The following is a 25,117-nucleotide window of genomic DNA, read 5'->3' as shown; positions in this document are numbered from 1 at the left end:
GCTCAGTCTGCCCTGCGGCCCGCGGGCGAGGTGGTCTCGGTGCCCGTCGCCGGGGCCGAGGCGGTCTGGGACGGCGAGGCCGACTGCGTCTCGCTCGCCGGGGGCGGCGTGGTCGCGGTGGTCGTGCTCTCCGACGGCGGAGGCGTCGTCGGTCCGGTCGTGGAGGTCGTCGTGCCCGGGTCGGTCGTGGTGGTCGTGTCCGATGGCGTGGTGCTGGTATCGGAGCTGGTCGAGCTGGAATCGCTGCTCGTCGAGGACTCCGAAGTGCTCGATGTCGATGAACTCGTCGACGTCGAGGTGGAGGTCGTGGACGGCACCGTCGTCGCGACGGTCGGCGTGCCGCCGCTGACATTGCCCATCGGCGGCAGGGCGGCGATCGGAGCACCCTCGAGGGCACCGCGCATGAAGTCGGTCCACACACCGACCGGCACCGTGCCACCGGTGAGTTCGCCGACGCCGGGGATGTTGTTCATCTGGTTCTCGGGCTTGAGCGACCCATCACCCTTGTAGATGCCGACGGCCGCGGCGAGCTGGCCGGGCGTGAAGCCGTCGAACCACGCGGAGTAGTTGTTGCTCGTCGTGCCGGTCTTGCCGGCCGCCGGGCGACCGAGCGCCCCGGCCGCGGCAGCGGTGCCGCCCGGCAAAGTCGCGGCATTCATCGCGTGGATGGTGTCGCGCATGACCGCCTCATCGAAGACCTGCTTGACGTCGGGCTTGGCCTTGTAGTTCAGCTTGAAGGCGCCATTCGCCTTGACCGTGGCCAGGAGGTATGGCGTGGCGCGCTTGCCCTGGGCCGCGATCGTCGCGTAGGCGTTGGCTTGGTCGAGGACGGTGACGAGGTCGGTGCCGAAGACATTGGCGTAGTTGGTGCCGAATTCTTTTTGGGCACCGGCGGCGTGCAGGCCGGCCTTTTCGGCGGCCTCGCGGGTGCGCTCGGGCGTGACCTCGATATTGAGTTGGGCGAAGTAGGTGTTCGCCGACTTGGCGGTGGCCTGCGTCATGTCGAGAACGCCATAACCGTGGTTGCCGAAGTTGACGACCTCACCGGCCTGGGCCGCCGCGGTCGCGCCCGGCTCATTGCTCTTGAACTGATCGAAGAACATCGGCGAGCGCGCATCGAAACGGGTCGAGAGCGGAAGCCCGCGCTCTAGGGCCGCGACGAGGGTCCAGATCTTGAAGGTCGAACCGGCCTGCATACCCGCCTTCGTGGCGACATTGAAATAGCCGAGGTCGCCGGAGCCATAGGTCCCGCCGCCATAGAGGGCGCGGATGGCGCCGTCGCCCGGGGCGATGGCGGCCAGGCCGACGTGCAGATCGGTGACGCCCTGCGGCATCCGCGCCGCGACGGCGGCCTTGGCCGCGTCCTGGGCGCGCTTGTCGATGGTCGTCGTGATGCGATAGCCACCGCGGGCCAGGTCGTCATCAGTCAGGTCCAGCTTGGAGCGCAACTCACCGCGCACCATCTCGGAGATGAAGCCCTCGGGTCCAGTGGCCGTGCGCGTTGCGGCGGGCTTGATCGTCGTCGGGAACTTCGCTTTCGCCCGCTCGGCTGGCGTGAGCCAGCCCTGCGAAACCATCCCGTCCAGGACGTATGCCCAGCGTTCCTGGGCGTTGCGCTTCTGGTCGGCACCAAGGCGCGGGTCGTAATACGACGGGCCCCGGATGACGCTGGCGAGGAGCGCCCCCTGGGAGACGTCGAGGTTTTGGACGCTGGTGCCGAAGTAGGCGAGCGATGCCTTCTGGATGCCCGAGGCGCCGCGGCCGTAATAAATGGTGTTGAGGTAGTTCGCCAGGATCTCGTCCTTGGAGAGTTGCTGGTCGATCTTGATCGAGATCAGCACCTCCTTAGCCTTGCGCTGCAGGGTGCGGTCCTGGGTGAGGTAGTAGTTCTTGACGTACTGCTGCGTGATCGTCGAACCACCTTGCTGCGGCCCGCCGCGCAGCCCCACCCAGACCGATCGGGCGATGCCCTTGGGCGAGATGCCGTTATTGGAATAGAAGCTGCGATCCTCGGCGGCAAGGAAGGCCTCCTGAACCGGCTTGGGTATGCGGTCGATCGGCACGATCGTGCGATTGCCGTCAGCCTCCGCGAACCGGTCCAGGACGGTCTTGCCATCGCTGTAATAGATGATCGATTCCTGCTGCAGCACCTGCGGGTTGGGCTTGGGGATGGGCGTCATCGCATAGGCGACGACGAGCCCGGCACCGCCGAGCAGCCCGAGGGTGAACAGGGTCCACAGGGTGCGCCGCAGCCACCGCCGCTTGCGCTTGGGCGGCGTGGCCGCGGTGGTCCTGGAGGTGGTGCGAGGGGAGGGCATGGTGGCTTCCGGAGTCGGGGCACGAGGTAAAGGCGCTCCGCGTCGGGCGCCTGATCAGTATGACGCCGCACCCTGACAACGGGTTGCCCCCGCGATCGTGTGACCCCCGCCGCACCCGCCATATGCCGATCGCTCAGCGCCGCTCGAAGACCAAGAGTGTCGTGCCTTCTCGGGTCCGCACGATCAGCTCACGGTCAGTGCCCATCCAGTATTGGTACGCCTCATCCAGCGCCATCTCCACCAAGCCCGGCAGCCCCGGGCAGGCAAAGGGGAGGCTGAAACCCAGCGGTTCGCGATCCGCGACATACCCATCGATGACCAGGGCAGTGCCTTGGCCACCACAGCCGCTCATAGTCCAGTACCGAGCGGTATTGCTCGTGCGGCACGTGGCTCTGCGACACCTTGGTCCAGTGGCGGTAGATGTCGGTCAGCGTGTCCTGCAGCAGATCGTCGGCGTCGTGCCGGTTGCCCGTGAGGAGGAAGGCGAGGCGCAGCAGGGCGTGACCGTTCGCGGCGAGGAAGGCCTCGAAGGCGCGCCGCGGCAACTCGCTCACGCGTCCTCCCGTCACCTCGTGTTGGCGTGTGCCCATGTCCTGGCTCCGATGATCACTGATCCCACATGAGAAGAGACGCAGCGAGATGCCGGATCCGCTGCTTCGCGGGCCAGGGGTGACGATTGTCAGGGCAGAGGGATGCCTACCTGGGCGCGGATCTCGTCCATCACCCGCAGCAACCGGATGGAGTCCGCGAGCGGGCGCACCGGGGAGGAGGTTTCGCCGGCGGCGATATGCCGGGCGACGGCGGCCGCCTGGAAGTGCAGGCCGCCTTCGTGGGCGGAGCGCTCCTCGTCATACCTCAGGCGCGCGCCAGCGCGAGTGGTGTAGGTGAAGCCGCCCGGTTGGTAGAACGGGCCGTCGACGACGATGGTCGCGTCCAGGCCGGCGAAGGTCGCCGTGGTCGGGGTCTCCCCGACGATGGAGGTATGCAGGGCGGCCAGCCCCCCGCGCGTCGACTCCATCGTGATGGCGAGCTGGCCGTTGATGCCATTGGGCGCAGGCGCACCATTAGCGCTGATCTGCGCCGGGTCACCGAGCGCCCAGAGGGCGATGGAGAGCGGATAGGTCGCCATATCGAAGATCGGGCCGCCGGCGAGAGCGGGATCGAAGATGCGGTGATCGAGGGTGAAGTATTCGCCCATGTCCGCGAGCACCGCGTCGATCGCCATGTCGGCCATCAGCTGCGTGAGCACGTCATACTTCGGCAGGAACAGCGTCCAGAACGCTTCCATGCAGAAGACTCCTGCTGCCGCAGCGCGATTCGCGATGTCTTGGGCCTCGGACTCACTGACGGCAATGGGCTTCTCGATCAGGACATGCTTGCCCGCGGCGATGGCAAGCAGCGCGTGCTCGTGGTGGAAGTTGTGCGGCGTCGCGACATAGATGATGTCGACGTGCGGGTCGGCGACGAGCGCTTCGTAGGTCCCGTGCGCGACCGGTGCGCCCACGGCCGCGGCGAAGCGGTCCGCGCTGGCCTGAGTGCGCGAGCCCACGGCATACACCTGCTGGGTCGTATGCCGTCGCAGCGCCGTCGTGAACTTCTCCGCGTTCCAGCCGGTCCCGAGGATTCCCCAGCGCAGCGCGGGCGCTTCGCGGGGATCGAGCGTGCGCGCGACGGGCAGGCTGGGCATCGGGAGTCCTTTCGGCGGGCTATCGACTTGAGCAAATGTTAGGACATTTGCCGTGCTGGCGTCCAGGATCGAGGGGCGAATTCACAGCCAACCGAGGTCGCGGGCGACGGCGAAAGCGGCGGTGCGGCTCGTGGTGCCGAGCTTGTCGTTGATGTGCGCGAGGTGGGTCTTGACCGTGGCTTCGCTGACGAGCAGTGCCTTGGCGATCTCACGATTGGACAGGCCCGCACCGGCCTTCGTGAGGACATCGACTTCGCGCTCACTGAGGGCGCGACTCGGGGCGGTGCGCATGGTGGCGACGACGCGCTCGGTCTGGTCGGCGGAGAGCACGGTCTCGCCTGTCGCGGCAGCCCGGATTGCGTCGATAATCGCTTGGGGCGCAGCATCTTTGAGGAGGTACCCAGCGGCTCCGGCCTCGACGGCGCGCACGATGTCGCGATCATGGTCGTAGGTCGTGAGGATGAGGACAGCCGGGGCGTCGCGGCCGCTCAGCGCGGCGGCGACACCCACGCCATCGACGCCATCGCCGAGGCGCAGATCGCAGAGCACAACGTCGGGGTTGAGCGTTCGCGCGAGGGCGATCGCCTCCGCGCCGGTCTGGGCTTCGCCGACGATGTCGAGGTCTGGTGACGCAGTGAGCAGGAGGCGCAGGCCGGCCCGCACGACCGGATGGTCGTCGACGAGAAGTACCTGGATCGGCTCGTATGCCGTTGTCCCGGCATGGAATTCGTTCACTTGGCTCCACCCGTGTTGGGTGGGCCAATGGGGAGCAAGGCGGAGATTGCCGTGCCGTCACCTAGCTCGGATTCGACAATCACGTCGCCGCCGCGTTCACGAAGCCGGGCGCGGATGACGTCAAGGCCGTAGCCGCCGCTCGACAGATCGCGCCCAGTCGGATTGGTCTGCGCCGCGGCCCAGGCAGCGGCGTCGAATCCGCGCCCGTCATCGACGATGTCGAGCCTCGCCTGAGTGGCCGATCCACCGAGGGTCAGGGTCACGGTGGTGGCGCCGGAATGGGTGCGCACATTAGCCAATGCGCCCTGGGCGACGCGGAGCAGCACGACCTGATCGGCAACGACTAGTTCCGGTACGCCCGCCTCGACCCGCACGTTGGCCATGATGTCGGTGTCGGCCGACAGGTCTGCCGCGAGACGCTCCAGGGCTGCGGCAAGTCCGTTGTCCGTCAGCGATTTTGGCGCGAGGGCGGCGACGATGCGGCGCGACTCGGCGAGGTTGTCGCCAGCGGTTGCCTCGATCCGCCCGAGGACGTCACGCAAAGGCTTGTCCCCGTCGACGGACCGCGATCCGCGGGCCAGCAGCAGGATGGAGGAGAAGCCCTGCGCCAGGGTGTCGTGAATGTCGCGGGAGAGCCTGGTGCGTTCGGCCAGGGCGCCGGCTTCACGCTGGGCATCGACCAATTGTGCTTGCAGCGCCGCGGATTCGGCTTGCGCGGCCACGAGTGAGTCGACCAACCGGGCGCGTTCCAGCGCATCGCGGGCGAGCAGCACCTGCCCGCGCGAGAGGGCGAGCGCAAAGACCGCGCCGACGCTCGGGCCAATCACTCCCGCGAGCCGCCACGGCTCGCCGGCGAGCGGCGGGGCGACGACGACGATCAGCAGGGTGACCACGGTGAACAGCAGCGCGCCCCGGACAGGCAGCAGGTGTCCCGCGAGCAGCCAGAGGGCAAAGGCAACCCAGACGAAGGCCGACGAGACCACGACCGCCACCGCCCACAGGACAGCGACCCCGAGAAGCCAGGCCACGGCATACCGATAGGGCTCGGGCGAGGACTCAGCGGACGCGAAACGTCCGGGCGGTTCGGTCGGCGTGGTGAGTGCCGAGCCGTGGCGGACGGTGCGGCGGGCGCCCACGGCATACACCCCGAGCAGGCAAACGGTGACCAGCGCGACCGCGACGCGCGGGGCGTCGCTGCGCCATGCTTGCGCGGCGCCGATGAGGACGAGCGCGGCGAAGAGGATGTGCTGGACGACCGTCAGCCGCCGCAGCAGGGCGCTGGGCGGGCCGACGGTCGGCGAGGTCTGCACGGAAACGAGGCTACGCAGCGCGCAGGCGGCGCGGCCAATAGGCGCGGTCACCCAGCGCGGCGATCACGCCAGGGACCAACAGGGCGCGCACGAGGAAGGTGTCGATGAGCACCCCGAGGCCGACGATCAGGCCGAGTTGGCCGAGGACGACGAGTGGCAGTACGCCGAGCGCAGCGAAGACCCCGGCGAGCACGACGCCCGCGCTGGTGATGACGGCACCGGTATGCCCGACGGCGCGCGCCATCCCCTCGCGCACGCCGTGGGTGCGTGCCTCGTCCTGGGCGCGGTGGACCAAGAAGATCGTGTAGTCCACGCCGAGGGCCACGAGGAAGAGGAAGGCGATGAGCGGCACCTGCACGTCGAGCGCTGGGAAGCCGAAAACCGTTCTCCCGAGCCACGATCCGACACCGATGGTGGCGAGGCTGCTCGCGATATTGATGAGCAACAGGACCAGAGGTGCGGTGACGGCGCGCAGCAGCAGCATTAGGACCACAGCGATAAGCGCGAGGATCACCGGGGCGATGACGCGCAGGTCGCGGTCGGCGGCGGCGCGGGCGTCGAGAAGCTCTGCGGGTGACCCGCCAACGCGCGCATCGGCGGACGGAATCGCGTGGACGGCCTCCCGAGCCTGCTCGACGAGTGCGTCGCTCGCGGGCGTCCCGGCGAGCGGCTCGCCGATGACGGTGAGCACCATCCGGCCGTCGTATGCCGTGCCCCCCGGCGCCACGGTTACCACGCCCGGGACTGCCCGAAGAGCGTCCGTCACCGCGGCCGTCGAATCGGCGGCGGCGGTCACGGTGAGTGGGGCCGCCAGCCCACCCGGGAAGTGCTGCTCGATGACGCTCAGGCCGCGCTGGGAGTCCGAGCCGACGCGGAACTGCTGGCCCTGGTTGAGGCCGATCCGCGTGCCCACCAGGCCGGTGGCGAGGAGCGCCAGGACGAGGAAAGAACCGGCGATGACGCGAACCGGTTGCGCGGTGACCCACTGCCCGAGGCGCGCCCACCAGCCGTCGCGAGCGGGCGGCATACCCGGGACGGGAATGAACGGCCAGAAGATGCGGCGACCCACGAGAGCGAGCGCAGCCGGGAGGACGAACGTGGCAGCTGCAAGCGCGATAACAAGCCCGGTTGCTCCGGCGAGGCCGAGGCCGCGGGTGCCGGGGACTACCGCGAGCAGAAGAGTGAGCAGGGCCAGGACGACCGTGAGATTGCTGGCGACGATGGCCGGCAGCGTTACCCGGCGCGCGGTGGCGAGGGCGGCGCGGTGGTCGGCCTCGCGGGCGAGTTCCTCGCGGTAGCGGGAGATGAGCAGGAGCGCGTAGTTGGTGCCGGCACCGAAGACCAGCACCGAGACGATTCCCGCGTCGAAGGTCAGGCGACTCGCCTCGCCGACGGCCTTCGTGACGACGCCCGCGAGTTGGTCTGCGAGGCCGACGACGGTCAGCGGGATGAGCCAGAGGATGGGTGACCGATAGGTGATGAGCAGGAGCACCGCGACGACGCCCACGGTGACGGCGAGCAGCCGGAAGTCGGCTCCCGAGAAGGCATTAGCGATGTCGGCGCCGAAGGCCGGGCCGCCCGTGACGAGGACTTTCAGGTCTCCCGGCCTGGCCTTGTCGACCTCGGCGCGCAGGTCGGTGATTGTCGCGATGTTGTCGCTATTCTCCGCGCCGGTGCGGACGGGGATGAGGGTGTATGCCGCGCGCCCGTCCGCGGACACCGTCGCCGTGGGTGGGCCGACCGGGGGCAGATCCTGCGGGGCCACGCGCGCGGTGAGGCCGGCGAGGGCCTTCTGGTCAGTGGCGCTCAGCGCCGCGCCATCGGCCCGGGTGGCGACGAGGAGGACCGGGGCCACGTTCGAGCCAGGCCGAGCCGCCAACTCCGCGGCGACAAGGGCCGACTCGGCGCTCGCCGGGACCGGCTCACCGCGCGGCGGGATCTGGGCGTCCCGGAAGATCCCCATTGCCGCCCCCAGCACGGCAAGGAAGAGCACCAGGATCGCCGCCGCCCCGCCGTGCCGCAGGGTCCCCGGAATCGGTTGCGCCCCAACCGCTTTGGGCGGCGTCGAGGAGCGGGAGACGGTTGGCGGGGCGAGCGTGCGCGGCATACCTCGACGTTAAGAAAACAGCCCTCACCCCCTCGATCCGCGCGCATCATCCCTTCGGATGATTCGTAGTGCGGCTAATAGTCCGTCTGTTGCGGCGTGGAGCGGTGGGGGAAGCACGGAGGGGCAGTCGAGGAGCGCGTCGAGCGAGGCACGAGCGAGCGCAGCGACGAATCTCCTGCCCCGAAGGCTTCTCTCAACCGCTCACCTAGGCCGTCGAGCTGACCTAGGCCACCGCCATACGTATGCCGCCCGCTCGGGTGAGCGGGCGGCATACGGCGAATCGTGTTGCGGCTCAGACGTTCTGGGGGAAGCCCAGGTTCAGGCCGCCGTGGGACGGGTCGAGCCAACGCGAGGTGACGACCTTGCCGCGGGTGAAGAAGTGCACGCCCTCCATGCCGTGGGCGTGGGAGTCGCCGAAGAGCGAGGCCTTCCAGCCGCCGAAGGAGAAGTAGGCCATCGGAACGGGGATCGGCACATTGATGCCGACCATGCCGACCTCGACCTCGTTCTGGAAGCGGCGGGCGGCGCCACCGTCATTGGTGAAGATCGCCGTGCCATTGCCGAACGGGCTGTCGTTGATCAGCTTCAGGCCCTCGTCGTAGGACGCGACGCGGACCACGGACAGGACCGGGCCGAAGATCTCGTCGTCATACTGCGGCATCCCCGGGGCGACCTTGTCGATGAGCGAGGGGGCGAGGAAGAAGCCGTCACCATCGGCGTCGAAGTCGGCCTCGCGGCCGTCGACGAGCACCTCGGCGCCGCTGCCCTCCTCGACGTCGAGGTAGGAGGCGACCTTGTCGCGGTGTTCGCGGGTCACGAGCGGGCCCATGTCGGTGCCGCGAGTGCCGTCACCGGTGACGAGCTTGCCCATCCGGTCCTTGATCTTCTCGATCAACGGGTCCGCGACGGGCTCGACCGCGACCAGAGCGGAGATCGCCATGCACCGCTCACCGGCGGAGCCGAAGCCGGCGTTGACGGCCGCGTCGGCGGCGAGGTCGAGGTCGGCGTCGGGCAGGACGAGCATGTGGTTCTTCGCGCCGCCGAGAGCCTGGACACGCTTGCCGTTGGCCGTGCCCCTTTCGTAGACGTACTTCGCGATCGGGGTCGAGCCGACGAACGAAACCGCGCGGACATCGGGATTGTCCAGGAGGGCATCGACCGCCTCCTTGTCTCCGTGGACAACATTGAGTATGCCGTCGGGAAGCCCGGCTTCCTTCCACAGGGCGGCAACGGCGTTGACGGCCGAGGGGTCCTTCTCGGACGGCTTGATGATGACGGCATTGCCGCACGCGATGGCGATCGGCACGAACCACAGCGGCACCATGGCGGGGAAGTTGAACGGGCTGATCACCGCGACGACGCCGAGGCTCTGGCGAATCGAGTAGACATCGACCTTGGTCGAGACATTCTCGGAGAAGCCACCCTTGAGCAAATGCGGTATGCCGCAGGCGAACTCGGCCACTTCCAGGCCACGCGTGACCTCACCGATCGCGTCGGAGAGGACCTTGCCGTGCTCGGCCGTGATGAGCGCGCCGATCTCGTCCTTGCGCGCGTTCAGCAACTCACGGAAGGCGAAGAGCACCTGCGTGCGCTTGGTCAGGGAGGCGTTCTGCCAGTTCGCAACCCAGGACGTCTTGGCGTTCGCCACGACCTCATCGATCACGGCCTTGGAGGCCAGGTCGAGCACGCCGGTCTGTTCGCCCGTCGCGGGGTTGTAGACCGGGCTGGTGCGCTCGGCGGTGCCTTCCCAGGGCGAGCCGGCGATCAGGTGGGTGATGCGGGCGGGCGAGCTCACGGACATACTCCTTCAGCAGGGACTTTGTTATTACATATTAGCATATGCAGCTTCAGCCGAGACCCGGGATCTCGCTGAGCGCCACCGGTCGGCCCGAGTCCTTCGATCGTTGCGCAGCCTCGGCGATCCGCGCCGCTGCAAGGCCGTCGGCGACGGTGCACGGAGAAGGCGCGGCGCCGCGAGCGACGTCGACGAAGTAGGTCAGCTCGGCGACATAGGCCGGCTGGAAGCGCTCCATGAAGGACTGGTGCGCCGGGCCGGCCGGGAAGGTGGCGCCGGGTTGCGCCGAACGGATCGCGAGGGTGTCATCCAGGCCCGCGGCCATCGCGCCCTCGCTGCCGTGCACCTCCATGCGCACGTCGTGACCCGCGCCGTTGTAGCGGGTCGCGGTGACCGTCACCATCGTGCCGTCGTCCAGGGTCAGGATCGCCGCGCCGGTGTCGACATCGCCGGCCTCGCGGAAGAAGTCCGCGCCCTTGTTGCCACCGGTCGCGAAGACGCTAGCCACCTCCCGGCCGCTCACGAATCGGACGATGTCGAAGTCGTGCACCGAGCAGTCCCGGAAGATCCCACCGGAGGTGGGGATATATGCCGCGTGCGGCGGCGCCTGGTCGTGCGTCGCCGCGCGGATGGAGTGGACGAAGCCGAGTTCGCCGGAGTGGACGGCATCGCGCAGGCGGCGATAGCCGGCATCGAAGCGGCGCTGGAAGCCGATGTGGACCGGGGTTGTGGAAACGGCCTCCAGCCGCGCCAGATCGATGGCCTCGCCCAACTCCGCGGCGACCGGCTTCTCACAGAAGACAGGTATGCCGGCCGCGAGCCCCGCGCGCACCGCGGGGGCGTGCGCGGAAGACGAGGAGGTGACCACGAGTGCGTCGACACCGGTCGCGAGGAGAGCATCGAGGTCCGGGACAGCGCTCTGGCCGAGATCCGCAGCAACCTTGGCCGCTGACTCGGGCACGAAGTCCGTGACGACGAGCCCGTCGACTCCCGGCACGCCGAGGAGGGTCTTGGCGTGGAAGGCGCCGATCCGGCCGGTGCCGGTGATGCCGATGCGCATGGGGAAAGCCTTTCTGTCCGTGTCGATTTCAAAGGGTTTAGGTCAAGCGCGGATCGATGGGCGTGCTCGACCAGGACTCGCGGACCCACGAATGGGCGGGATCGTCACAAATCAGCCAGGCCCGCTCGGGACCTGGGCCGGCCATGACATTGAGGTAGTAGAGATCGGCATCGGGCGCGGCGATCGCCGGGCCGTGCCAGCCGTGCGGGACGAGCACGACATCGCCGGAGCGCACCTCGGCAAGAACATCGATGGGACGCTCGCCCGCTGCATACACCCGCTGATAACCCATCGGATCGCTGCCGCGGGGGTCGGTGGATCGGGTGCGGAAGTAGTAGATCTCTTCGAGTTCCGTCTCGACCCCCGGCCGCTCGTTGTCGTGCTTGTGCGGTGGCCACGAGGACCAGTTGCCGGCGGGGGTGATGACCTCGCAGGCGATCATGCGGCGGGCGTCGAGGACGCCGGGGACACCGAAGTTGCGGACTTGGCGGGACGCGATGCCAGCGCCTCTTAGCTCGACCGGAACATCTTGCGCGGCAACGTGACTCGGCTGCGGCCCGGGCTCGGTGGCGGAATCGGCGGCAAGACAGATGGCGACCTCGGCCGGGGCGTCGGCGGTCAGCGTCAGGCTCGCGCCGCGGGGGACGTAGGCGACATCGGTGGGTCCACTCCATACGGACTCGCGGCCCGCGAGCACGATCTCCTGGCTGACGCCGTCGTGCGTCACGGTGAGCCGTACGCCACCGGCGAGCGGAACCACGACCGCCTCGTGGGCGCTGAGATCGACCGAACGCGTATCACCCGCCGCCAGCCGCGCCGTCAGCAGGCCGGTGTGCACCCAGCCGTCGACGTCGTCGCCGATCGCTGTGTCCCACAACGCATCCGCCACGCTGCCCGCTGGGCGAACCCACCGCGTGTTATCACTGCCCATACTCATGTGAGCCTCCGTGCACCAACTCGGCGGCCGCGTCGACAGCGCCCGCAACATCATCACCCTGCGGGAAGAGCAAGGCGCGCCCCACCACCAGGCCCACGGCGCACGGGTGCGCCAGAGCGGACCGCCAGCCTGCGCGCGTCGCCGCCGGATCGGGCCCCGGATCGCCGCCGAGCAATAGGGTCGGCAGCGTGGTCGCGTCGAGAACGCGGGCCATGTCCGAGACCACCGGCAGCTTCAGGATCGTGCGCGCGCTCGTCGCGCCGAGACCGCTCGCGATGTGGATCGAGCGAATCACCGAATCGGGATCGAGGAGATTGCGGACGCGTCCGTCCGCCCCGCGGTCGCTGAGGAAGGGCTCGACCATCGCGTAACGGCCTCGTGCCGCGAGGTCGGTGACGGCAGCGCCGCAGGCCTGCAGAGTTGGAGCGGTGGCCGGATCGTCGAGAGCGATGCGGGTCAGCATCTTGCCGCCGTCGAGTCCGTGGGCGGCAATCGTTGCCGCGTCGTATGCCGTGAACCGGTCATCGACCTCGAAGCTCGCCCCTTGCAGCCCACCGCGATTCATCGATCCGAAGAGGATGCGGCCCTCCAGCAGGCCGAGCAGAAGCAGGTCTTCCAAGACATCGGGCGTCGCGAGGACGCCGTCCACGCCGGGGCGCGTCAGGGCGGTGGCGATCCGGGTGAGCAGGTCGACGCGGTCGGCCATCGTCATACCGGCTTCTCGGACCCCCAGGGCACCGCGGGCCGGGTGATCGGCGGCGATGAGCAGCAGCCTGCCGTCCGTCGGAAGGGCCCCTGGCCGCCGGGCCGACCAGGCCTCGGCTATGCCGTCCGGTGTGCGCCATCGCGCGCGCACCAGGGCGGCTCGATCGATCGTCGTCATCGGTGCTCATCGCCCGCGAGCAGGACCTCGACCTCGGCCTCGGTCGGCATGGCGGCCGCGCACTCGAGACGGGCGGCGACGTGCGCCCCGGCCGCTGAGGCGAACCGGATCATCCGCTCCAACCCCCAGCCGGAGAGCAGCCCATGGCAGATCGCGCCGCCGAAGGCATCGCCGGCGCCGAGGCCGTTGACGACCTCGACGCGCTGCGCTGGGATTTCTATGCGCTCGTCGGGCGTGGCCGCCAGGACGCCGCGCGGCCCTTGCTTAACGATCGCCAGCTCGATGCCGCGCTCCAGCAGCGCGTCGGCGGCCCGGTTGGCCAGGGTCTCGCCCACGGCCACGCGGCACTCTTCGAGATTGCCGACGGCCACGGTGCTGGCGGCCAGTGCCACCTCGGCTGCGCGGGTGGCATCAGCCTCGGTCAACCAGAAGACGTCGCGATAGTCCAGATCGATGACCGTATGCCGCGCCCGGTCCCGCACAGCCCACGCCTCGACATGGGCGCTGCGGCTTGGCTCGGCGGACAGGCCCGTGAGGGTAGCCCACAGGAGTTGCGCCTCCCGGACGGCGACGGGCGGCATATCGCCGGGACTGATGCGCAGGTCAGGCGCCGTCGGATAGCGATAGAAGTAGAGGGGAAAGTTGTCTGGTGGGAAGAGTTCGCAGAAGGTGACCGGGGTCGGCAGCGTGGGATCGGCACGGACATACGCCGTCTCAACCCCGAACTCTGCCAGGCTCTTTCGCACGAAATCGCCGAACGGGTCGTCGCCCGTGCGGGAGATCAGAGCGGATCTGTGGCCATAGCGGGCCGCCGCGACGGCAACATTCCCGGCGCTCCCGCCAAGGAACTTCTCGAAAGTCGACACCTCGGCCAGTCCGCGGCCGGACTGCATGGGATACAGGTCGACGCCGACGCGGCCGATGGCGAGCACCTCGGTGCTGGCTGCTGGCATGACCACTCCCGTCCGGCGGCGACCGGCACGGCCGGCTGTCGCGATCAGCATACTCACCCTTGGCCATTTGTAAGAACATTTATGATCCGCTTTGTTCGCACCACCTGACATACTCTGACTTTGTGCAACAGATCCCCGTCGCCATCGACCGTGGCAGCCCGGTGCCGCTCTATCACCAGCTCGCCGAGCAGTTGACCGCTGCCATCGAGAGCGGGCGGCTGCAGCCGGGCGATGCTTTCGAGAATGAGGTCGCCCTCGCCGAGCGCCTCGATCTGTCCCGGCCCACCGTGCGGCGAGCCATCGCCGAACTCGTTTCCCGGGGACTGCTGGTCCGCCGGCGCGGCGTCGGCACGACGGTCGCGAGCACCGTCATCCATCGCCGCGACGAGCTGACGAGCTTGTATGACGATATGGCCCGCCGCGGCCAGCGACCCACGACCACCGTGCTCGACTTCGAGCCGGATGTCCTCAATCCTGTTGCGGCACATGCGATGGCACTTCCTGAGGACACTCCGTTGCTGCATATCGCGCGCCTGAGATCGGCTGGCGAGATCCCCACCGCCCTCATGCACAACTGGTTGCCCCCGCGCTTCGCGGCACTCACGCGCAAAGACATCGCCAAGGGCTCGCTGTATGCCGCCCTGCGCGCCCTCGGCGCCCACCCCGCCGTCGCGCACCAGACGATCGGCGCCCGCCGCCCGAGCGCGCGCGAGCGTAAGTTGCTGAGCCTGGCCAGCGGCGACCCGCTGCTGACCATGAGCCGCCGCGCGTATGCCGCCGACGGCAGCCCCGTGGAGTATGGCGATCACTGCTACCGCTTCGACCAGTACGCCTTCGACGTGACGGTCTACGAGCGCTGACCAGCACCGTCATCTGAAGGCTTCGCGGAAGGCGGCGAGTGCCGACTCGGGGTCGCCGGAGGCGAAGGACTCCAGGCCGACCACACCGGCATACCCCAGGTCGATGAGCGCACGGGCGATGCCCGCGTAGTTGATCTCACCGGTGCCCGGCTCGCATCGGCCGGGGACGTCGGCGACCTGGATCTCGCCGATCCAGGGCAGGGCACGGCGGCAGAGGTCGATGAGGTTCCCCTCGCCGATCTGCGCGTGATAGAGGTCGAGGTTCAGCCGAAGGTGCGGGCTATCGACGGTCGACACGAGGGCCATCGTGTCGGCGGCGGTCGCGAACGGGACGCCCGGGTGGTCGACAGCCCGGTTCAGGTTCTCCAGCACGAAGGTGACGCCCTCGCGCGCGCCGAGTTCCGCGATGCGCGTGAGGGTGTCGTGCGCTTGCTCCCACATTGCGGCGTCTGGCTCCTGCCCCTCGGCAAGCGCGACAACGCTCAGCCCGCGCTCGTCGAGTCCGGTGCCGTGCAGGTTCAGCGCCCAGGCGCCGATCCGACGGGCCACCGGGATCGATTCCGCTGCTGTGGCGAGCAATTCGTCGGCACCGGCGCGATCGCCGAGCGTGCCGCGGGTGTAGCCGGTCATCGACGTGAAGGTCACGCCATCGCGATGCAGCCGCGATAACTGATCCAGATCGTGACGACGCCAATCCCAGATTTCGACGTGGAAGCCAGAGTCGTGCAAGCGCCGAATGCGTTTCTCCATCGGCAGATCGACGAACAGCATCTCCGCCGAGGCGGCGAGGACAAACGGATTCCGAGGCCTACTCATGCCGACGCTCGCACGGTCTGAGCTTTGGCACCGTATGTGGTGCTAAACCTCAGACCTACTGGCACGTAGTTGGTCATCGGGGGAGGTCGACCCACTGTCCGGTCTCGTGTGATTCGACCATCGCATCCAGAGCCGTAGCGCTGGCGACGGCGTCGGCGAGGGTGGCGTGCGCGCTCTCGGCGTCGCCGCCGACGTGCCCCGCGGCGATGGCGGTCAGGAAGTTGCGGGCCTCGACGACTTTGGTGTCGTCATAGCCCATGGCGATGCCCGCGCCGGGCTGGAAGGCGGCATACTCCCCGTCGCCCGGCTCGCTGAAGATGGTTGCGGTGGGCTGTCCGGCGTATGCCGTGCCACCGGACACGGCCAGCTCACCCGGGCGTCGGAAGTCCCACCGGATCAGACCTTTCGTCCCGTGGACTTCGAGGGCGTAGTTGTTCTGCTCCCCAACGGCCGCTCGGTTGGCCTCGCAGACCGCGAGCGCGCCGCTGCGTATCCGCAGGAGTGCGACGACATAGTCCTCGTTCTCGACGTCGCCGAACTCGACGCTGGGATCCTCAGTGTCGACCACCGAGTAGTGGCCCTGCGCCTCCACTAATGGTCGCTTCGGGATGTGGATAGCCGTCTGTGCGACAAGGGAATTCACATCTCCGAGGACAAACCTGAGCAGGTCGACACCGTGCGACGCAAGGTCACCGAGCACGCCGTGGCCGCCGCGGGCCACGGCATACCGCCACCCGAAGGGGCTGCCCGGGTGCGCGGCATAGTCGGTGAACAGTTGCACCCGAGCATGCGTGGGTATGCCGATCCCACCGTCTTGGATGATGCGGCGAGCTCGCGCGACGGCGGGGACATTCCGGTAGTTGAAGCCGACACACCCGACGACGCCATTGGCCTCCACGGCATCGCGGACGGCCTCAGCGTCGGCGCGGGCCAGGCCGACCGGCTTCTCGATCCACAGGTGCTTGCCGGCCTCCGCGACGGCAACGCCGATTTCGCGGTGCAAGAAGTTGGGGGCGGTGACGCTGACCGCGGCGATGGCCGGGTCGGCGAGCACCGCTCGCCACTCCTCGTGCACCGCGACGTCACCGTGGGCCGCGGCGAAGGCCTGCGCCGCGCTCGGCACCGCCTCGGCCACGGCGGCGACCCGAGGACGAAGGGGAAGGGCGGGCCAGTGCTGGACCACCCGGGCATACGACCGGGCATGAACATGACCCATCCAGCCGGCACCGATGACGGCCACGGGAAGTTCGGCGGAAGGCATGGGCACTCCTGGTCCGGCTCGAGAGCGACCACCTCGCGGTCGGTCACTGGCAAATGTTCTGACATTCTGTCATTATCGACAGCGACACGTCCACCATCTCAAGGGGATTTCTCGTGACCAACCACACCAGCCCGCTGGAGCAGATGACCCGCCGTGAGGACACCGTGCTGTGGAATGACAGCGCCGACCCGCGCGAACTCGCCCAGTCCATCGCCTGGGGCGCGGTGGGCGCCACGTGCAATCCGGTCATCGCGGTGCAGTGCATCAAGAACGACCTGCCGCGCTGGACGGCCCGGATGGGCGAGATCGCCGCCGAGAAGCCCACCGCCACCGAGTCCGAGATCGGCTGGCAGGTCGTTGAGGAGATCTCCCTCGAAGCTGCGCAGCAGCTCGCGCCGATCTTCACCGAGCACAACGGCCGCAATGGCCGGCTCTCAATGCAGACCGATCCGCGCCTGGCCCGAAGCCCCAAGGCGTTGGCTGACCAGGCCGAGTACTTCGCCTCCCTCGCCCCCAACATCATCGTCAAGATCCCGGCAACCGCGACGGGTGTCGAAGCCATCGAGGACGCCGTCGCGCGTGGCGTAAATATCAATGTCACTGTGTCGTTTTCGGTCCCGCAGGCACTGGCGGCAGCGGAGGCGATCGAGCGCGGCATGGACCAGCGTGCCGCCGCCGGACACGACATCTCACAGATGGGGCATGTCGTCACGATCATGGTCGGTCGCCTCGACGATTGGCTCAAGGACCTCGCCGCCCGTGGTCAGGTCGAGAATGACGTCCACCTTGAGGAGGGCGATCTGGAGTGGGCCGGCATCGCCGCCTTCAAGCGGGCATACGGCATCTTCCAGGAGCGCGGCTATCGTTCCCGCCTGCTGTCCGCGGCCTTCCGCAGCACGGCGCAGTGGAGCGAGTTCGTCGGCGGCGATGTCGTCATCTCGCCGCCGTTCGCGTGGCAGGAGAAGATTCAGGCCACCGGCATAGAGCCCGTCGACCGGATGCAGATCCCCGTCGACCCCGCCATCATCGACCGCCTTGAGCGCGCCTTCCCCGACTTCCGCCGCGCCTACGAGCCGGACGGTATGACGACCGCCGAGTTCGACACCTTCGGTGCCACGCGCAAGACGCTGCGGCAGTTCCTCGCGGCGGATGAGGAGCTCGACCAGATCGTGCGCGACGTCCTCATCCCGGCCCCCTGAGGCGACCCGAGTCCGCATACCCCCGCTTCCACCAGAGAGACTGCACACATGAGCCAGACCGTCCGGTTGACCGTCGCCCAAGCCGTCATCCGCTTCCTCGGCGCGCAGTATTCGGAGCGGGATGGTCAGCGGCAGCGCCTCGTCACCGGAATGTTCGGGATCTTCGGCCACGGCAATGTCTGCGGAGTGGGCCAGGCCCTGCTGGAGGACCAGGTCGCCTTCGAGGAGACCGTCACCGCGAATGGTGGTGAGGCGGTCGATCCGCTCGCCCACGGCCATGTGCCCTACTACCTGATTCGCAACGAGCAGAGCGGCGTGCACGCGGCGACGGGCTTTGCCCGCGCGCGCAATCGCGCCCAGGTCATGGCGGTGACGACGTCGATCGGCCCGGGCGCCACGAATATGATCACCGGCGCGGCCCTCGCGACCACCAATCGGATTCCGGTGCTGCTCTTCCCCTCCGACCAGTTCGCGAGCCGGCTCCCCGATCCCGTTCTGCAGCAACTCGAATCGCCGCAGACACTCGACACCGCAGTCACCGATTGCTTCCGCCCGGTCTCGCGCTTCTTCGACCGCATCACCCGGCCCGAGCAGCTCATGCCATCCCTGATGAACGCGATGCGCGTCCTCACCGATCCCGCCGACACCGGCGCGGTCACCATCGCGCTCCCTCAGGATGTGCAAGCCGAGGCGTATGACTGGCCGCTCGCCTTCTTTGCCGAGCGCACGTGGCATATCGCTCGCCAGGTGCCCGAGGCGGCGGCGCTCGCGCGGGCCGTAGATGTGATTCGCAGCGCCAAGCGGCCGCTGATCGTCGCCGGTGGCGGCGTCGTGTATTCGGAGGCGTCGGAGCAGCTGCGAGGGTTTGCGGCGGCCACCGGCATCCCGGTCGCCGACACCCACGCCGGCAAGGGCGCGATCAACTGGGATCACCCGAGCGCCGTCGGTGGTGTCGGATCGACCGGCACATCCGCGGCGAATGCCCTTGCGGCAGAAGCGGATGTCGTTATCGGCATCGGCACGCGCTATTCGGACTTCACGACGGCAAGCCACACGATCTTCGCCGCGGAGGACGTCCGCTTCGTCAATATCAATACCCTCGGTTTCGACGCGGCCAAGCACGGCGCGACGATGCTCCAGGCCGATGCCCGCGAGGCGCTCACGGCGCTCACCGACGCGCTGGCCGGATGGGAGGTCGACGCGGCATACCGGCAGCGGGCCATCGATCTCGACGCCGCGTGGCAGCGCGAGGTGGACGCGTGTTATCACCGCGACCACGCGCCGTTGCCCGCGCAGACCGAAGTTTTCGGCGCGCTGAACGAGCTGATGGCCCCCGAAGATGTTGTCATCAATGCGGCCGGCTCGATGCCCGGCGATCTCCAATGCCTATGGCGCGCAACGACTCCCAGCCAATACCACGTCGAGTACGCCTTCTCGTGCATGGGCTATGAGATCCCCGCCGCGCTGGGCGTCAAGCTCGCGGTCGGCGATGAGCATGAGGTCGTCGCGATCGTCGGCGATGGCACCTATCAAATGCTCCCGATGGAGATCGCGACGCTTGTCTCCGAGGGCCTGAAGGTCATCATCGTCCTGCTGCAGAACCACGGCTTCGCCTCCATCGGCGCCCTCTCACAGTCGCGCGGCTCGCAGCGGTTCGGCACGGCATACCGCATGCGCGACGGTGGCACCGGACGACTGGACGGCGCCGAGGTTCCCTTCGATCTCGCGGCCAATGCCGCGTCCTGGGGCGCGGATGTGCTGCGCTGCAACGGGATTGCCGAGTTCCGGGCAAACTGGGAGACCGCCCACGCCGCCGACCGGACGACCGTGCTCTACATCGAGACCGACCTGCTCGGCCCCAACCCGCCCGGCACCGCGTGGTGGGACGTCCCGGTCGCTGAGGTCTCCACCCTCGCCTCCACCCAGCAGGCGTATGCCGAGCACGTCGCCGCCAGGGCAGCCCAGCGCCCCTACCTCTGAGCGCTCAGGACGAGGTTCGGCGGGTCCTGGCCCGCCGAACGTCGTCCTTAACGACGGCCTGAAGTGTGCATACACACTGCATGTGTATGCTGAGGTCATGTCAGTCCTTGAACGTCGCTTGCAGCTGCTGTTGAGCCACGATCAGTACGACCGTGTCGCCGCGGAGGCGGGGCGCAGCGGACGGAGCGTCAACGCCGTGGTGCGGGATGCCTTGGACCGTTACCTGGAGCCGGAGCATTCCTGGGCCGATGGAATCACCGTCTTCCTGGCTCTGACCGAGGAACCCGGCCGCGACCAGGCGCAAAGCCCAGGCGACCTGGCGACCGAACTCGATGAGCAGTTCGACCGGGTCGTGCTCGCGGCTCCGGGGGACCGGTCGTGAGCTGGTTCATCGACTCCACGATCCCCATCTATGCGATGGGAGCTGACTCGGCCTGGCGACCCCGCTGCCGAGCCTTCCTCGCGCGGGCAGCGGCGGAGCACCGACCGCTCCATTGCAGTGTCGAAGCCTTGCTGGAGGTGCTCTTTCATCGGCTGCGCCGCACCTCCCGAGAGCAGGCCCTAGCCGAAGTTGCCGCCCTAGAATCGAGCGTCGTCGCCCACGACTTCTCCCTTGACATATGGCGCAGCGCCCGGCAGCTTGTCGCGGAAAACGACCTCCGCGGACGGGATGCCATCCACGCGGCGACCGCGCTGGCCCTCGGATTCACGCAAATCGTCTCGATCGACGCGGACTTCGACGGGGCACCTGGTCTGCAACGCGTCAATCCCTGAACGCTCAGTACGACATTCGGCGGATCCTGGGCCCGCCGAAATGTCGTACTCAGCGTCGTGTCAGGGGAGGCGGGGGACGACGGCGGTGCGCAGGTAGTCCAGGCAGGCGCGGACGTCATCGATGGGGCCGCTGCCCTCGGCCGGCAGCCCGGTCGTGAGGGCGATGTCCTGCTCCAGGACATACCAACCCTGATAACCGCTGTTCTCCAGCGCGACGACGGCGTCGTCGATGGCGACATCGCCGGTCCCGAGGGCGCGAAACATACCGGCCTGGACGCCCTGCAGCAGGGTCAGTTCGCCGGAGACGACGCGATCGGCCGTCGCGATGTCGACATCCTTCAGGTGCACGTGGCCCACCCGGTGGCCGTGCTCCTTAGCGAAGGCGACCGGGTCAACGCCGCCAATCTGCAGGTGGCCGGTGTCGAGGCACCAGGCGACATCGGTGTGCTCCAGCGCCAAGGCGACATCGGCGGCTGTCTCGACGATGGTCCCGACGTGCGGGTGGAGCACCTGGACCAGTCCGTGCTCCGCGCAGATGGCGTCGACCTCGCGCAGCCCCTCACCGACGATCTTCATGTCCTCCGCCGTGGGCGGCACCGGCGCCGACCAGTCGTAGTCCTGGACCAGGGCGGTGACGAATCGCGTGCCGCCAGCGGCCTGGAACAGCTTCGCGACGGCGGTCGCCCGAGCGAGCGCATCGGCCCGTTGGTCCGGATCCTGCAGCACGAGCGGCACGAAGCCGCCGATCATCGCGAGCCCATAACGCCCGAGCAACTCGCTCAGCTCCGGCTCGGCTTCGGGCAGGAACCCCGGAGCGCCGAGTTCGGTTGCGGGGAGGCCGAGTTCGCGCATCTCGCTGAGCACCCGCTCCGACGGCATCATCTCGCCCCAACCCGGGACCTCACAGATCCCCCACGAAATGGGGGCGGCCGCGACGCGACCCTCGAGTGCACCGAGCGTGGCCGACATACGAACTCTCCTTGAGCGCAGGCCGGGCTCAGGCCGAGCCCGGGGATGGCTTAAGCATCCCGCCCACACCCGATGGAGGTCAAGTTAATGTCCTGACATTCTCTCATTCTGGCCAAGCGGCCGGAGTTCAGAAACGCAGGATCTTTGCCGTGTTCGGGGCGAGCGTGACGGAGCCGGTCACGCTCTCGCCGCGCAGACCGACATGCGCCCGACTCAGCGGCACCGTCGCCGCGACCTTGGTGGGGTTGACCAGAACCAAAGCCTGCGTGAAGTCCCGCTTGTACACGCCACCTTCGAGCCGGTACGCCCCGAGCGGCGTCCCAGGGTCGATGAGGTTGAAGGGATGGTTCATCTGCGACGCGTCCGCCGTGCGATCCCGCAGGAAGAAGAATCGGGACAAGCCATTGCTGCCGAGCAAGAAGGTTGACAGGGTGTATTCATGCCATGAATCTTGTTGCGCTGCAGTCGCACTCGTCCACAGCTTCGTGATGGTGAGCATGCCCTTGCCCTGCGCCTCGGCGTCGACGAGCATGTCGACATCCTTCTTCCAGTCGGCCTCCTTGCGGTATGCCGTGATGCTCGCCTTCGCATCGCGCACGAAGCCCTCGGCCGCGATCTGGTCCGTCGCGGCGACCAATGGGGCGGACGTCGCGGTGGTGCTGAAATAGCGCCCGCCATGTCCGATGCCATTACCGGTGACATCACCCGTGCCGAGTGTCGGGCGAATGGTCGACGCGAGCTTGCTCGTCGCCGTGATCCACTGCGTCGGCGTCCACAAGGATCCGTCCGGATTGACCGGCTTGCTGGACAGATAGACCGACGTGAGCGGCCCCGAGCCGAGAACGTCGAGGTAACAATCGTCATACCCGCTGCGCGCAATCAAATCCCGGCAACTGGCCCCGACGGCAGCGGTCCAGCCGGCGGAGTCCACTTGCATGAGATAGGTGCTCGGCCAGCCGAGCGCATAGATCTTGGCGCCTGAGGCATTGCGCGCATAGAGGGATTCGTCGAGGCCAGCATTCCCGAAGGTCGCATTGCGATAGACCCCGAGCCGCAGGTCTGGATTGGCGGCCCGCATCGCAGCGAGCGTCGTGCCGGAGAACTTGCCCTTCATCGTCGCGATGTAATCGACGCGCTGCGCCAGCGCGACCGCCTGGTCCTGGGTGTAGGTCCCGTGCTTGGCCATCCACTCGGCCGTCCACAGCTTGAGGAAACCGGTGCCGGTGCGCTGGCTCGGCAGGGGATCAGAACTCACCGGGGTGGCCACCGCGGCCGCGGCGCTGAGGGTGACCGCGGCGATGGCGGGGAAGGCGGCAGCCCGAAGGCGCGAGAAGTGCAGGCGGTATGACGACACAGGGGGTCCCCTGGCGGGGCGCGGGGGGGCGGATCGGTCGTCCTTGACCGTTCCAAAGAGGGGGTGCCTTCAGAGTGACAGCAGGCCAGGCTCAGCCGTCAAGAAGTTGCACGGCTGTAATTTCCGCAGGTCAGAGCCCTCGTGCGGCGCTAACGCTCGGCCTAGCCTCTAACGCTCGCCCTACCGCCTGGTATTGGTCGCGATCACGACCGGTACCAGGCGGTAGACGAGGCGGTAGGCGCGCCATGCGGGGGTCTTCCGGCACGCTACGCCAGGCCGACACGACCCTCAATGTGACAAAGCGCGTCAAGTGTTTGTTAGACTCGATGTATCGCGTGGATATATCGAGAGGAGAATCGTGGCCGCCAAGCGTCAGCAATTGCTCGACTTCGCCGTCCTCGGGCTCCTGCACGAGGCACCAATGCATGGGTATGAAGTGCGCAAGCGCCTCGACCTCGCCATCGGTCCCTTCCGCGCGCTGTCCTTCGGGACGCTCTATCCCGCACTGCGCGGGCTGGTGGCCGAGGGCTACTTGAGCGAGCGCGCCGCAGCCACGCCGACCACCTCACGCCGGCCGCGCATCGTCTACCAACTGACGCCGCTCGGTCGCGAACGGTTCGCCGAGTTGGCCCGCGGGGCTGACGAGGCGGCATATGACGACGAGGGGTTCGCCCTGCGCGTCGCCTTCTTCTCTCGCACCGAAGGCAGTGTGCGCCTGCGCATCCTCGAAGGCCGGCGCGCCCGGCTCGAGGAGCGACTGGCCACCCTGCGCGAGGAGCACGGCAGCGGCGACACCTGGAGCCGACTGCTCACCCGGCATACGGAGGAAAGCCTGCAGCGCGACCTGCGCTGGCTCGCGGATCTCATTGCCGCAGAACGGGGTTCACCGGTCCACCCGGGGACCCTCACCGACCCGAGCCACCCGGCCTTCCAGGCCCCGGGGCGGGCCACCACCTGACCACACCGCATACCCATCCATCACTAAGGAGCACCACCCATGGGTTCGATCCGCGTCGCTATCGTTGGCGTCGGCAACTGCGCGAGCTCGCTCGTGCAGGGCGTCGAGTACTACAAGGACGCCGACCCCGCCGGCACCGTCCCCGGTCTGATGCACGTGACCTTCGGCGACTATCACGTCAACGACGTCCAGTTCGTCGCCGCCTTCGATGTCGATGACAAGAAGGTCGGCAAGGACCTCGCCGAGGCCATCAACTCCTCGGAGAACAACACGATCAAGATCACCGAGGTGCCCACCACGGGCGTCACCGTGCAGCGCGGCCACACCCTCGACGGGCTGGGCAAGTACTACCGGCTGACGATCGATGAGTCGCCCGCCGAGCCGGTCGATGTCGTCGCGGCGCTGCGCGAGGCCAAGGTCGATGTGCTCGTGTCCTACCTGCCGGTGGGTTCCGAAGAGGCCGACAAGTTCTATGCGCAGTGTGCCATCGACGCGGGCGTCGCCTTCGTCAACGCGCTGCCGGTCTTCATCGCCTCAGACCCGGAGTGGGCGGCGAAGTTCGAGGCCGCCGGCGTGCCGGTGATCGGCGATGACATCAAGTCCCAGGTCGGCGCGACGATCACCCACCGCGTGATGGCCAAGCTCTTCGAAGACCGCGGTGTGGTGCTGGATCGCACCTACCAGCTCAATGTCGGCGGCAATATGGACTTCAAGAACATGCTCGAGCGCGAGCGCCTGGAGTCCAAGAAGATCTCCAAGACCCAGGCCGTCACCTCCAACCTCAACGGCCCGCTGGCCGGCAAGAAGGAGGACCGCAATGTCCACATCGGCCCGTCCGACTATGTCGCGTGGCTCGATGACCGCAAGTGGGCGTATGTCCGCCTCGAGGGTCGCGCGTTCGGCGACGTGCCGCTGAACCTGGAGTACAAGCTGGAGGTCTGGGACTCCCCGAACTCCGCTGGCATCATCATCGACGCCATCCGCGCGGCGAAGATCGCCAAGGACCGCGGCATCGGCGGCGCCCTGCTCTCGGCAAGCAGCTACCTGATGAAGTCCCCGCCCGAGCAGCGCCCCGACGACATCGGCCGCGCCCGCCTCGAGGCCTTCATCGCCGGCACCGAAGAGCGCTGACGCGCGCCCCGGGCGCCGAGGTCAGCGCAC

The 25,117-nt window shown here is 68.1% G+C and carries 24 protein-coding genes; 8 read left to right on the top strand and 16 right to left on the bottom strand.

Annotated elements, in window-relative coordinates:
- Positions 1-2 precede the first annotated feature (2 nt).
- Both ABD225_RS15560 and ABD225_RS15555 read right to left on the bottom strand, forming a co-directional pair.
- On the bottom strand, positions 3-2,318 hold the full coding sequence (locus tag ABD225_RS15560; RefSeq protein ID WP_344087516.1) for a transglycosylase domain-containing protein: 2,316 nt from the start codon (positions 2,316-2,318) through the stop codon (positions 3-5).
- Positions 2,319-2,451: 133 nt separating this feature from the next.
- The gene (locus ABD225_RS15555) at positions 2,452-2,670 is read right to left on the bottom strand and encodes a hypothetical protein (protein ID WP_344087514.1); all 219 of its coding nucleotides are present in this window, start codon (positions 2,668-2,670) and stop codon (positions 2,452-2,454) included.
- A 58-nt stretch (positions 2,671-2,728) separates the two neighbouring features.
- Here ABD225_RS15555 and ABD225_RS15550 point away from each other — a divergent pair, with 58 nt between their 5' ends.
- Positions 2,729-2,941 carry a hypothetical protein gene (locus tag ABD225_RS15550; protein ID WP_344087511.1) on the top strand — a complete coding sequence of 71 codons (213 nt, stop codon included), beginning with the start codon at positions 2,729-2,731 and terminating at the stop codon, positions 2,939-2,941.
- 56 nt (positions 2,942-2,997) lie between these two features.
- On the opposite strand, the gene ABD225_RS15545 is transcribed toward ABD225_RS15550, so the two are convergent.
- From ABD225_RS15545 to iolC, 10 genes are all read right to left on the bottom strand, one after another.
- Positions 2,998-4,005 (bottom strand): Gfo/Idh/MocA family protein, encoded by a 1,008-nt coding sequence (locus ABD225_RS15545; protein WP_344087508.1) that lies wholly within the window; start codon positions 4,003-4,005, stop codon positions 2,998-3,000.
- Between the two features lie 81 nt (positions 4,006-4,086).
- Positions 4,087-4,740, bottom strand: a complete 654-nt coding sequence (locus ABD225_RS15540) for a response regulator (protein WP_344087505.1) — start codon at positions 4,738-4,740, stop codon at positions 4,087-4,089.
- Entirely contained in the window at positions 4,737-6,050 is a 1,314-nt protein-coding gene (locus ABD225_RS15535; protein ID WP_344087502.1) for a sensor histidine kinase, read from the bottom strand. The genes ABD225_RS15540 and ABD225_RS15535 overlap by 4 nt, the downstream gene beginning before the upstream one ends.
- A 10-nt stretch (positions 6,051-6,060) precedes the next feature.
- Complete coding sequence (locus ABD225_RS15530; RefSeq protein WP_344087498.1) at positions 6,061-8,157, bottom strand: MMPL family transporter; 2,097 nt, start codon at positions 8,155-8,157, stop codon at positions 6,061-6,063.
- A 74-nt stretch (positions 8,158-8,231) separates the two neighbouring features.
- Entirely contained in the window at positions 8,232-8,429 is a 198-nt protein-coding gene (locus ABD225_RS15525; RefSeq protein WP_344087494.1) for a hypothetical protein, read from the bottom strand.
- A 20-nt stretch (positions 8,430-8,449) separates the two neighbouring features.
- Positions 8,450-9,958, bottom strand: a complete 1,509-nt coding sequence (locus ABD225_RS15520) for a CoA-acylating methylmalonate-semialdehyde dehydrogenase (RefSeq protein ID WP_344087491.1) — start codon at positions 9,956-9,958, stop codon at positions 8,450-8,452.
- Between the two features lie 46 nt (positions 9,959-10,004).
- Complete coding sequence (locus ABD225_RS15515) at positions 10,005-11,012, bottom strand: Gfo/Idh/MocA family protein (protein WP_344087487.1); 1,008 nt, start codon at positions 11,010-11,012, stop codon at positions 10,005-10,007.
- 37 nt (positions 11,013-11,049) lie between these two features.
- Positions 11,050-11,943 (bottom strand): 5-deoxy-glucuronate isomerase, encoded by an 894-nt coding sequence (gene iolB, locus ABD225_RS15510; RefSeq protein WP_425564463.1) that lies wholly within the window; start codon positions 11,941-11,943, stop codon positions 11,050-11,052.
- Positions 11,933-12,832, bottom strand: a complete 900-nt coding sequence (locus ABD225_RS15505) for a Cgl0159 family (beta/alpha)8-fold protein (protein WP_344087481.1) — start codon at positions 12,830-12,832, stop codon at positions 11,933-11,935. Before ABD225_RS15505 ends, iolB begins: the two co-directional genes overlap by 11 nt.
- Complete coding sequence (iolC, locus tag ABD225_RS15500) at positions 12,829-13,785, bottom strand: 5-dehydro-2-deoxygluconokinase (RefSeq protein ID WP_344087631.1); 957 nt, start codon at positions 13,783-13,785, stop codon at positions 12,829-12,831. The genes ABD225_RS15505 and iolC overlap by 4 nt, the downstream gene beginning before the upstream one ends.
- A gap of 122 nt (positions 13,786-13,907) precedes the next feature.
- Here iolC and ABD225_RS15495 point away from each other — a divergent pair, with 122 nt between their 5' ends.
- Positions 13,908-14,645 (top strand): GntR family transcriptional regulator, encoded by a 738-nt coding sequence (locus ABD225_RS15495; RefSeq protein WP_344087478.1) that lies wholly within the window; start codon positions 13,908-13,910, stop codon positions 14,643-14,645.
- Between the two features lie 9 nt (positions 14,646-14,654).
- Here ABD225_RS15495 and ABD225_RS15490 read toward each other — a convergent pair whose 3' ends face one another.
- Positions 14,655-15,461, bottom strand: a complete 807-nt coding sequence (locus ABD225_RS15490) for a TIM barrel protein (protein WP_344087475.1) — start codon at positions 15,459-15,461, stop codon at positions 14,655-14,657.
- A 73-nt stretch (positions 15,462-15,534) separates the two neighbouring features.
- On the bottom strand, positions 15,535-16,722 hold the full coding sequence (locus ABD225_RS15485; protein ID WP_344087472.1) for a Gfo/Idh/MocA family protein: 1,188 nt from the start codon (positions 16,720-16,722) through the stop codon (positions 15,535-15,537).
- 113 nt (positions 16,723-16,835) lie between these two features.
- Between ABD225_RS15485 and ABD225_RS15480 the strand changes: the two genes are divergently transcribed.
- The 4 genes from ABD225_RS15480 to ABD225_RS15465 all read left to right on the top strand — a co-directional run bounded on the left by ABD225_RS15480 (position 16,836) and on the right by ABD225_RS15465 (position 20,675).
- Positions 16,836-17,921 carry a transaldolase family protein gene (locus tag ABD225_RS15480; RefSeq protein WP_344087469.1) on the top strand — a complete coding sequence of 362 codons (1,086 nt, stop codon included), beginning with the start codon at positions 16,836-16,838 and terminating at the stop codon, positions 17,919-17,921.
- A gap of 48 nt (positions 17,922-17,969) precedes the next feature.
- Positions 17,970-19,901, top strand: a complete 1,932-nt coding sequence (gene iolD / locus ABD225_RS15475; RefSeq protein ID WP_344087466.1) for a 3D-(3,5/4)-trihydroxycyclohexane-1,2-dione acylhydrolase (decyclizing) — start codon at positions 17,970-17,972, stop codon at positions 19,899-19,901.
- A 97-nt stretch (positions 19,902-19,998) separates the two neighbouring features.
- Positions 19,999-20,283, top strand: coding sequence for a ribbon-helix-helix protein, CopG family (locus tag ABD225_RS15470; protein WP_344087463.1), 285 nt, complete (start codon positions 19,999-20,001; stop codon positions 20,281-20,283).
- Complete coding sequence (locus ABD225_RS15465) at positions 20,280-20,675, top strand: type II toxin-antitoxin system VapC family toxin (RefSeq protein ID WP_344087461.1); 396 nt, start codon at positions 20,280-20,282, stop codon at positions 20,673-20,675. Before ABD225_RS15470 ends, ABD225_RS15465 begins: the two co-directional genes overlap by 4 nt.
- A gap of 60 nt (positions 20,676-20,735) precedes the next feature.
- Here the strand turns inward: ABD225_RS15465 and ABD225_RS15460 are convergent, their stop codons facing one another.
- Positions 20,736-21,644 carry a TIM barrel protein gene (locus ABD225_RS15460; protein WP_344087458.1) on the bottom strand — a complete coding sequence of 303 codons (909 nt, stop codon included), beginning with the start codon at positions 21,642-21,644 and terminating at the stop codon, positions 20,736-20,738.
- Between the two features lie 127 nt (positions 21,645-21,771).
- The gene (locus ABD225_RS15455; protein ID WP_344087455.1) at positions 21,772-22,998 is read right to left on the bottom strand and encodes a putative glycoside hydrolase; all 1,227 of its coding nucleotides are present in this window, start codon (positions 22,996-22,998) and stop codon (positions 21,772-21,774) included.
- 358 nt (positions 22,999-23,356) lie between these two features.
- Here ABD225_RS15455 and ABD225_RS15450 point away from each other — a divergent pair, with 358 nt between their 5' ends.
- Entirely contained in the window at positions 23,357-23,956 is a 600-nt protein-coding gene (locus tag ABD225_RS15450; protein ID WP_344087452.1) for a PadR family transcriptional regulator, read from the top strand.
- A gap of 39 nt (positions 23,957-23,995) precedes the next feature.
- Complete coding sequence (locus ABD225_RS15445) at positions 23,996-25,087, top strand: inositol-3-phosphate synthase (RefSeq protein ID WP_344087449.1); 1,092 nt, start codon at positions 23,996-23,998, stop codon at positions 25,085-25,087.
- The last annotated feature ends 30 nt before the right edge of the window (positions 25,088-25,117 follow it).

Origin of the sequence: Nostocoides veronense (assembly GCF_039531185.1) — a bacterium.
In the GTDB taxonomy this organism is placed as follows: Bacteria; Actinomycetota; Actinomycetes; order Actinomycetales; family Dermatophilaceae; genus Nostocoides_A; species Nostocoides_A veronense.
Note: the sequence above shows the minus strand (reverse complement) of the source record. Positions and strands in the feature narration are given on the sequence as shown.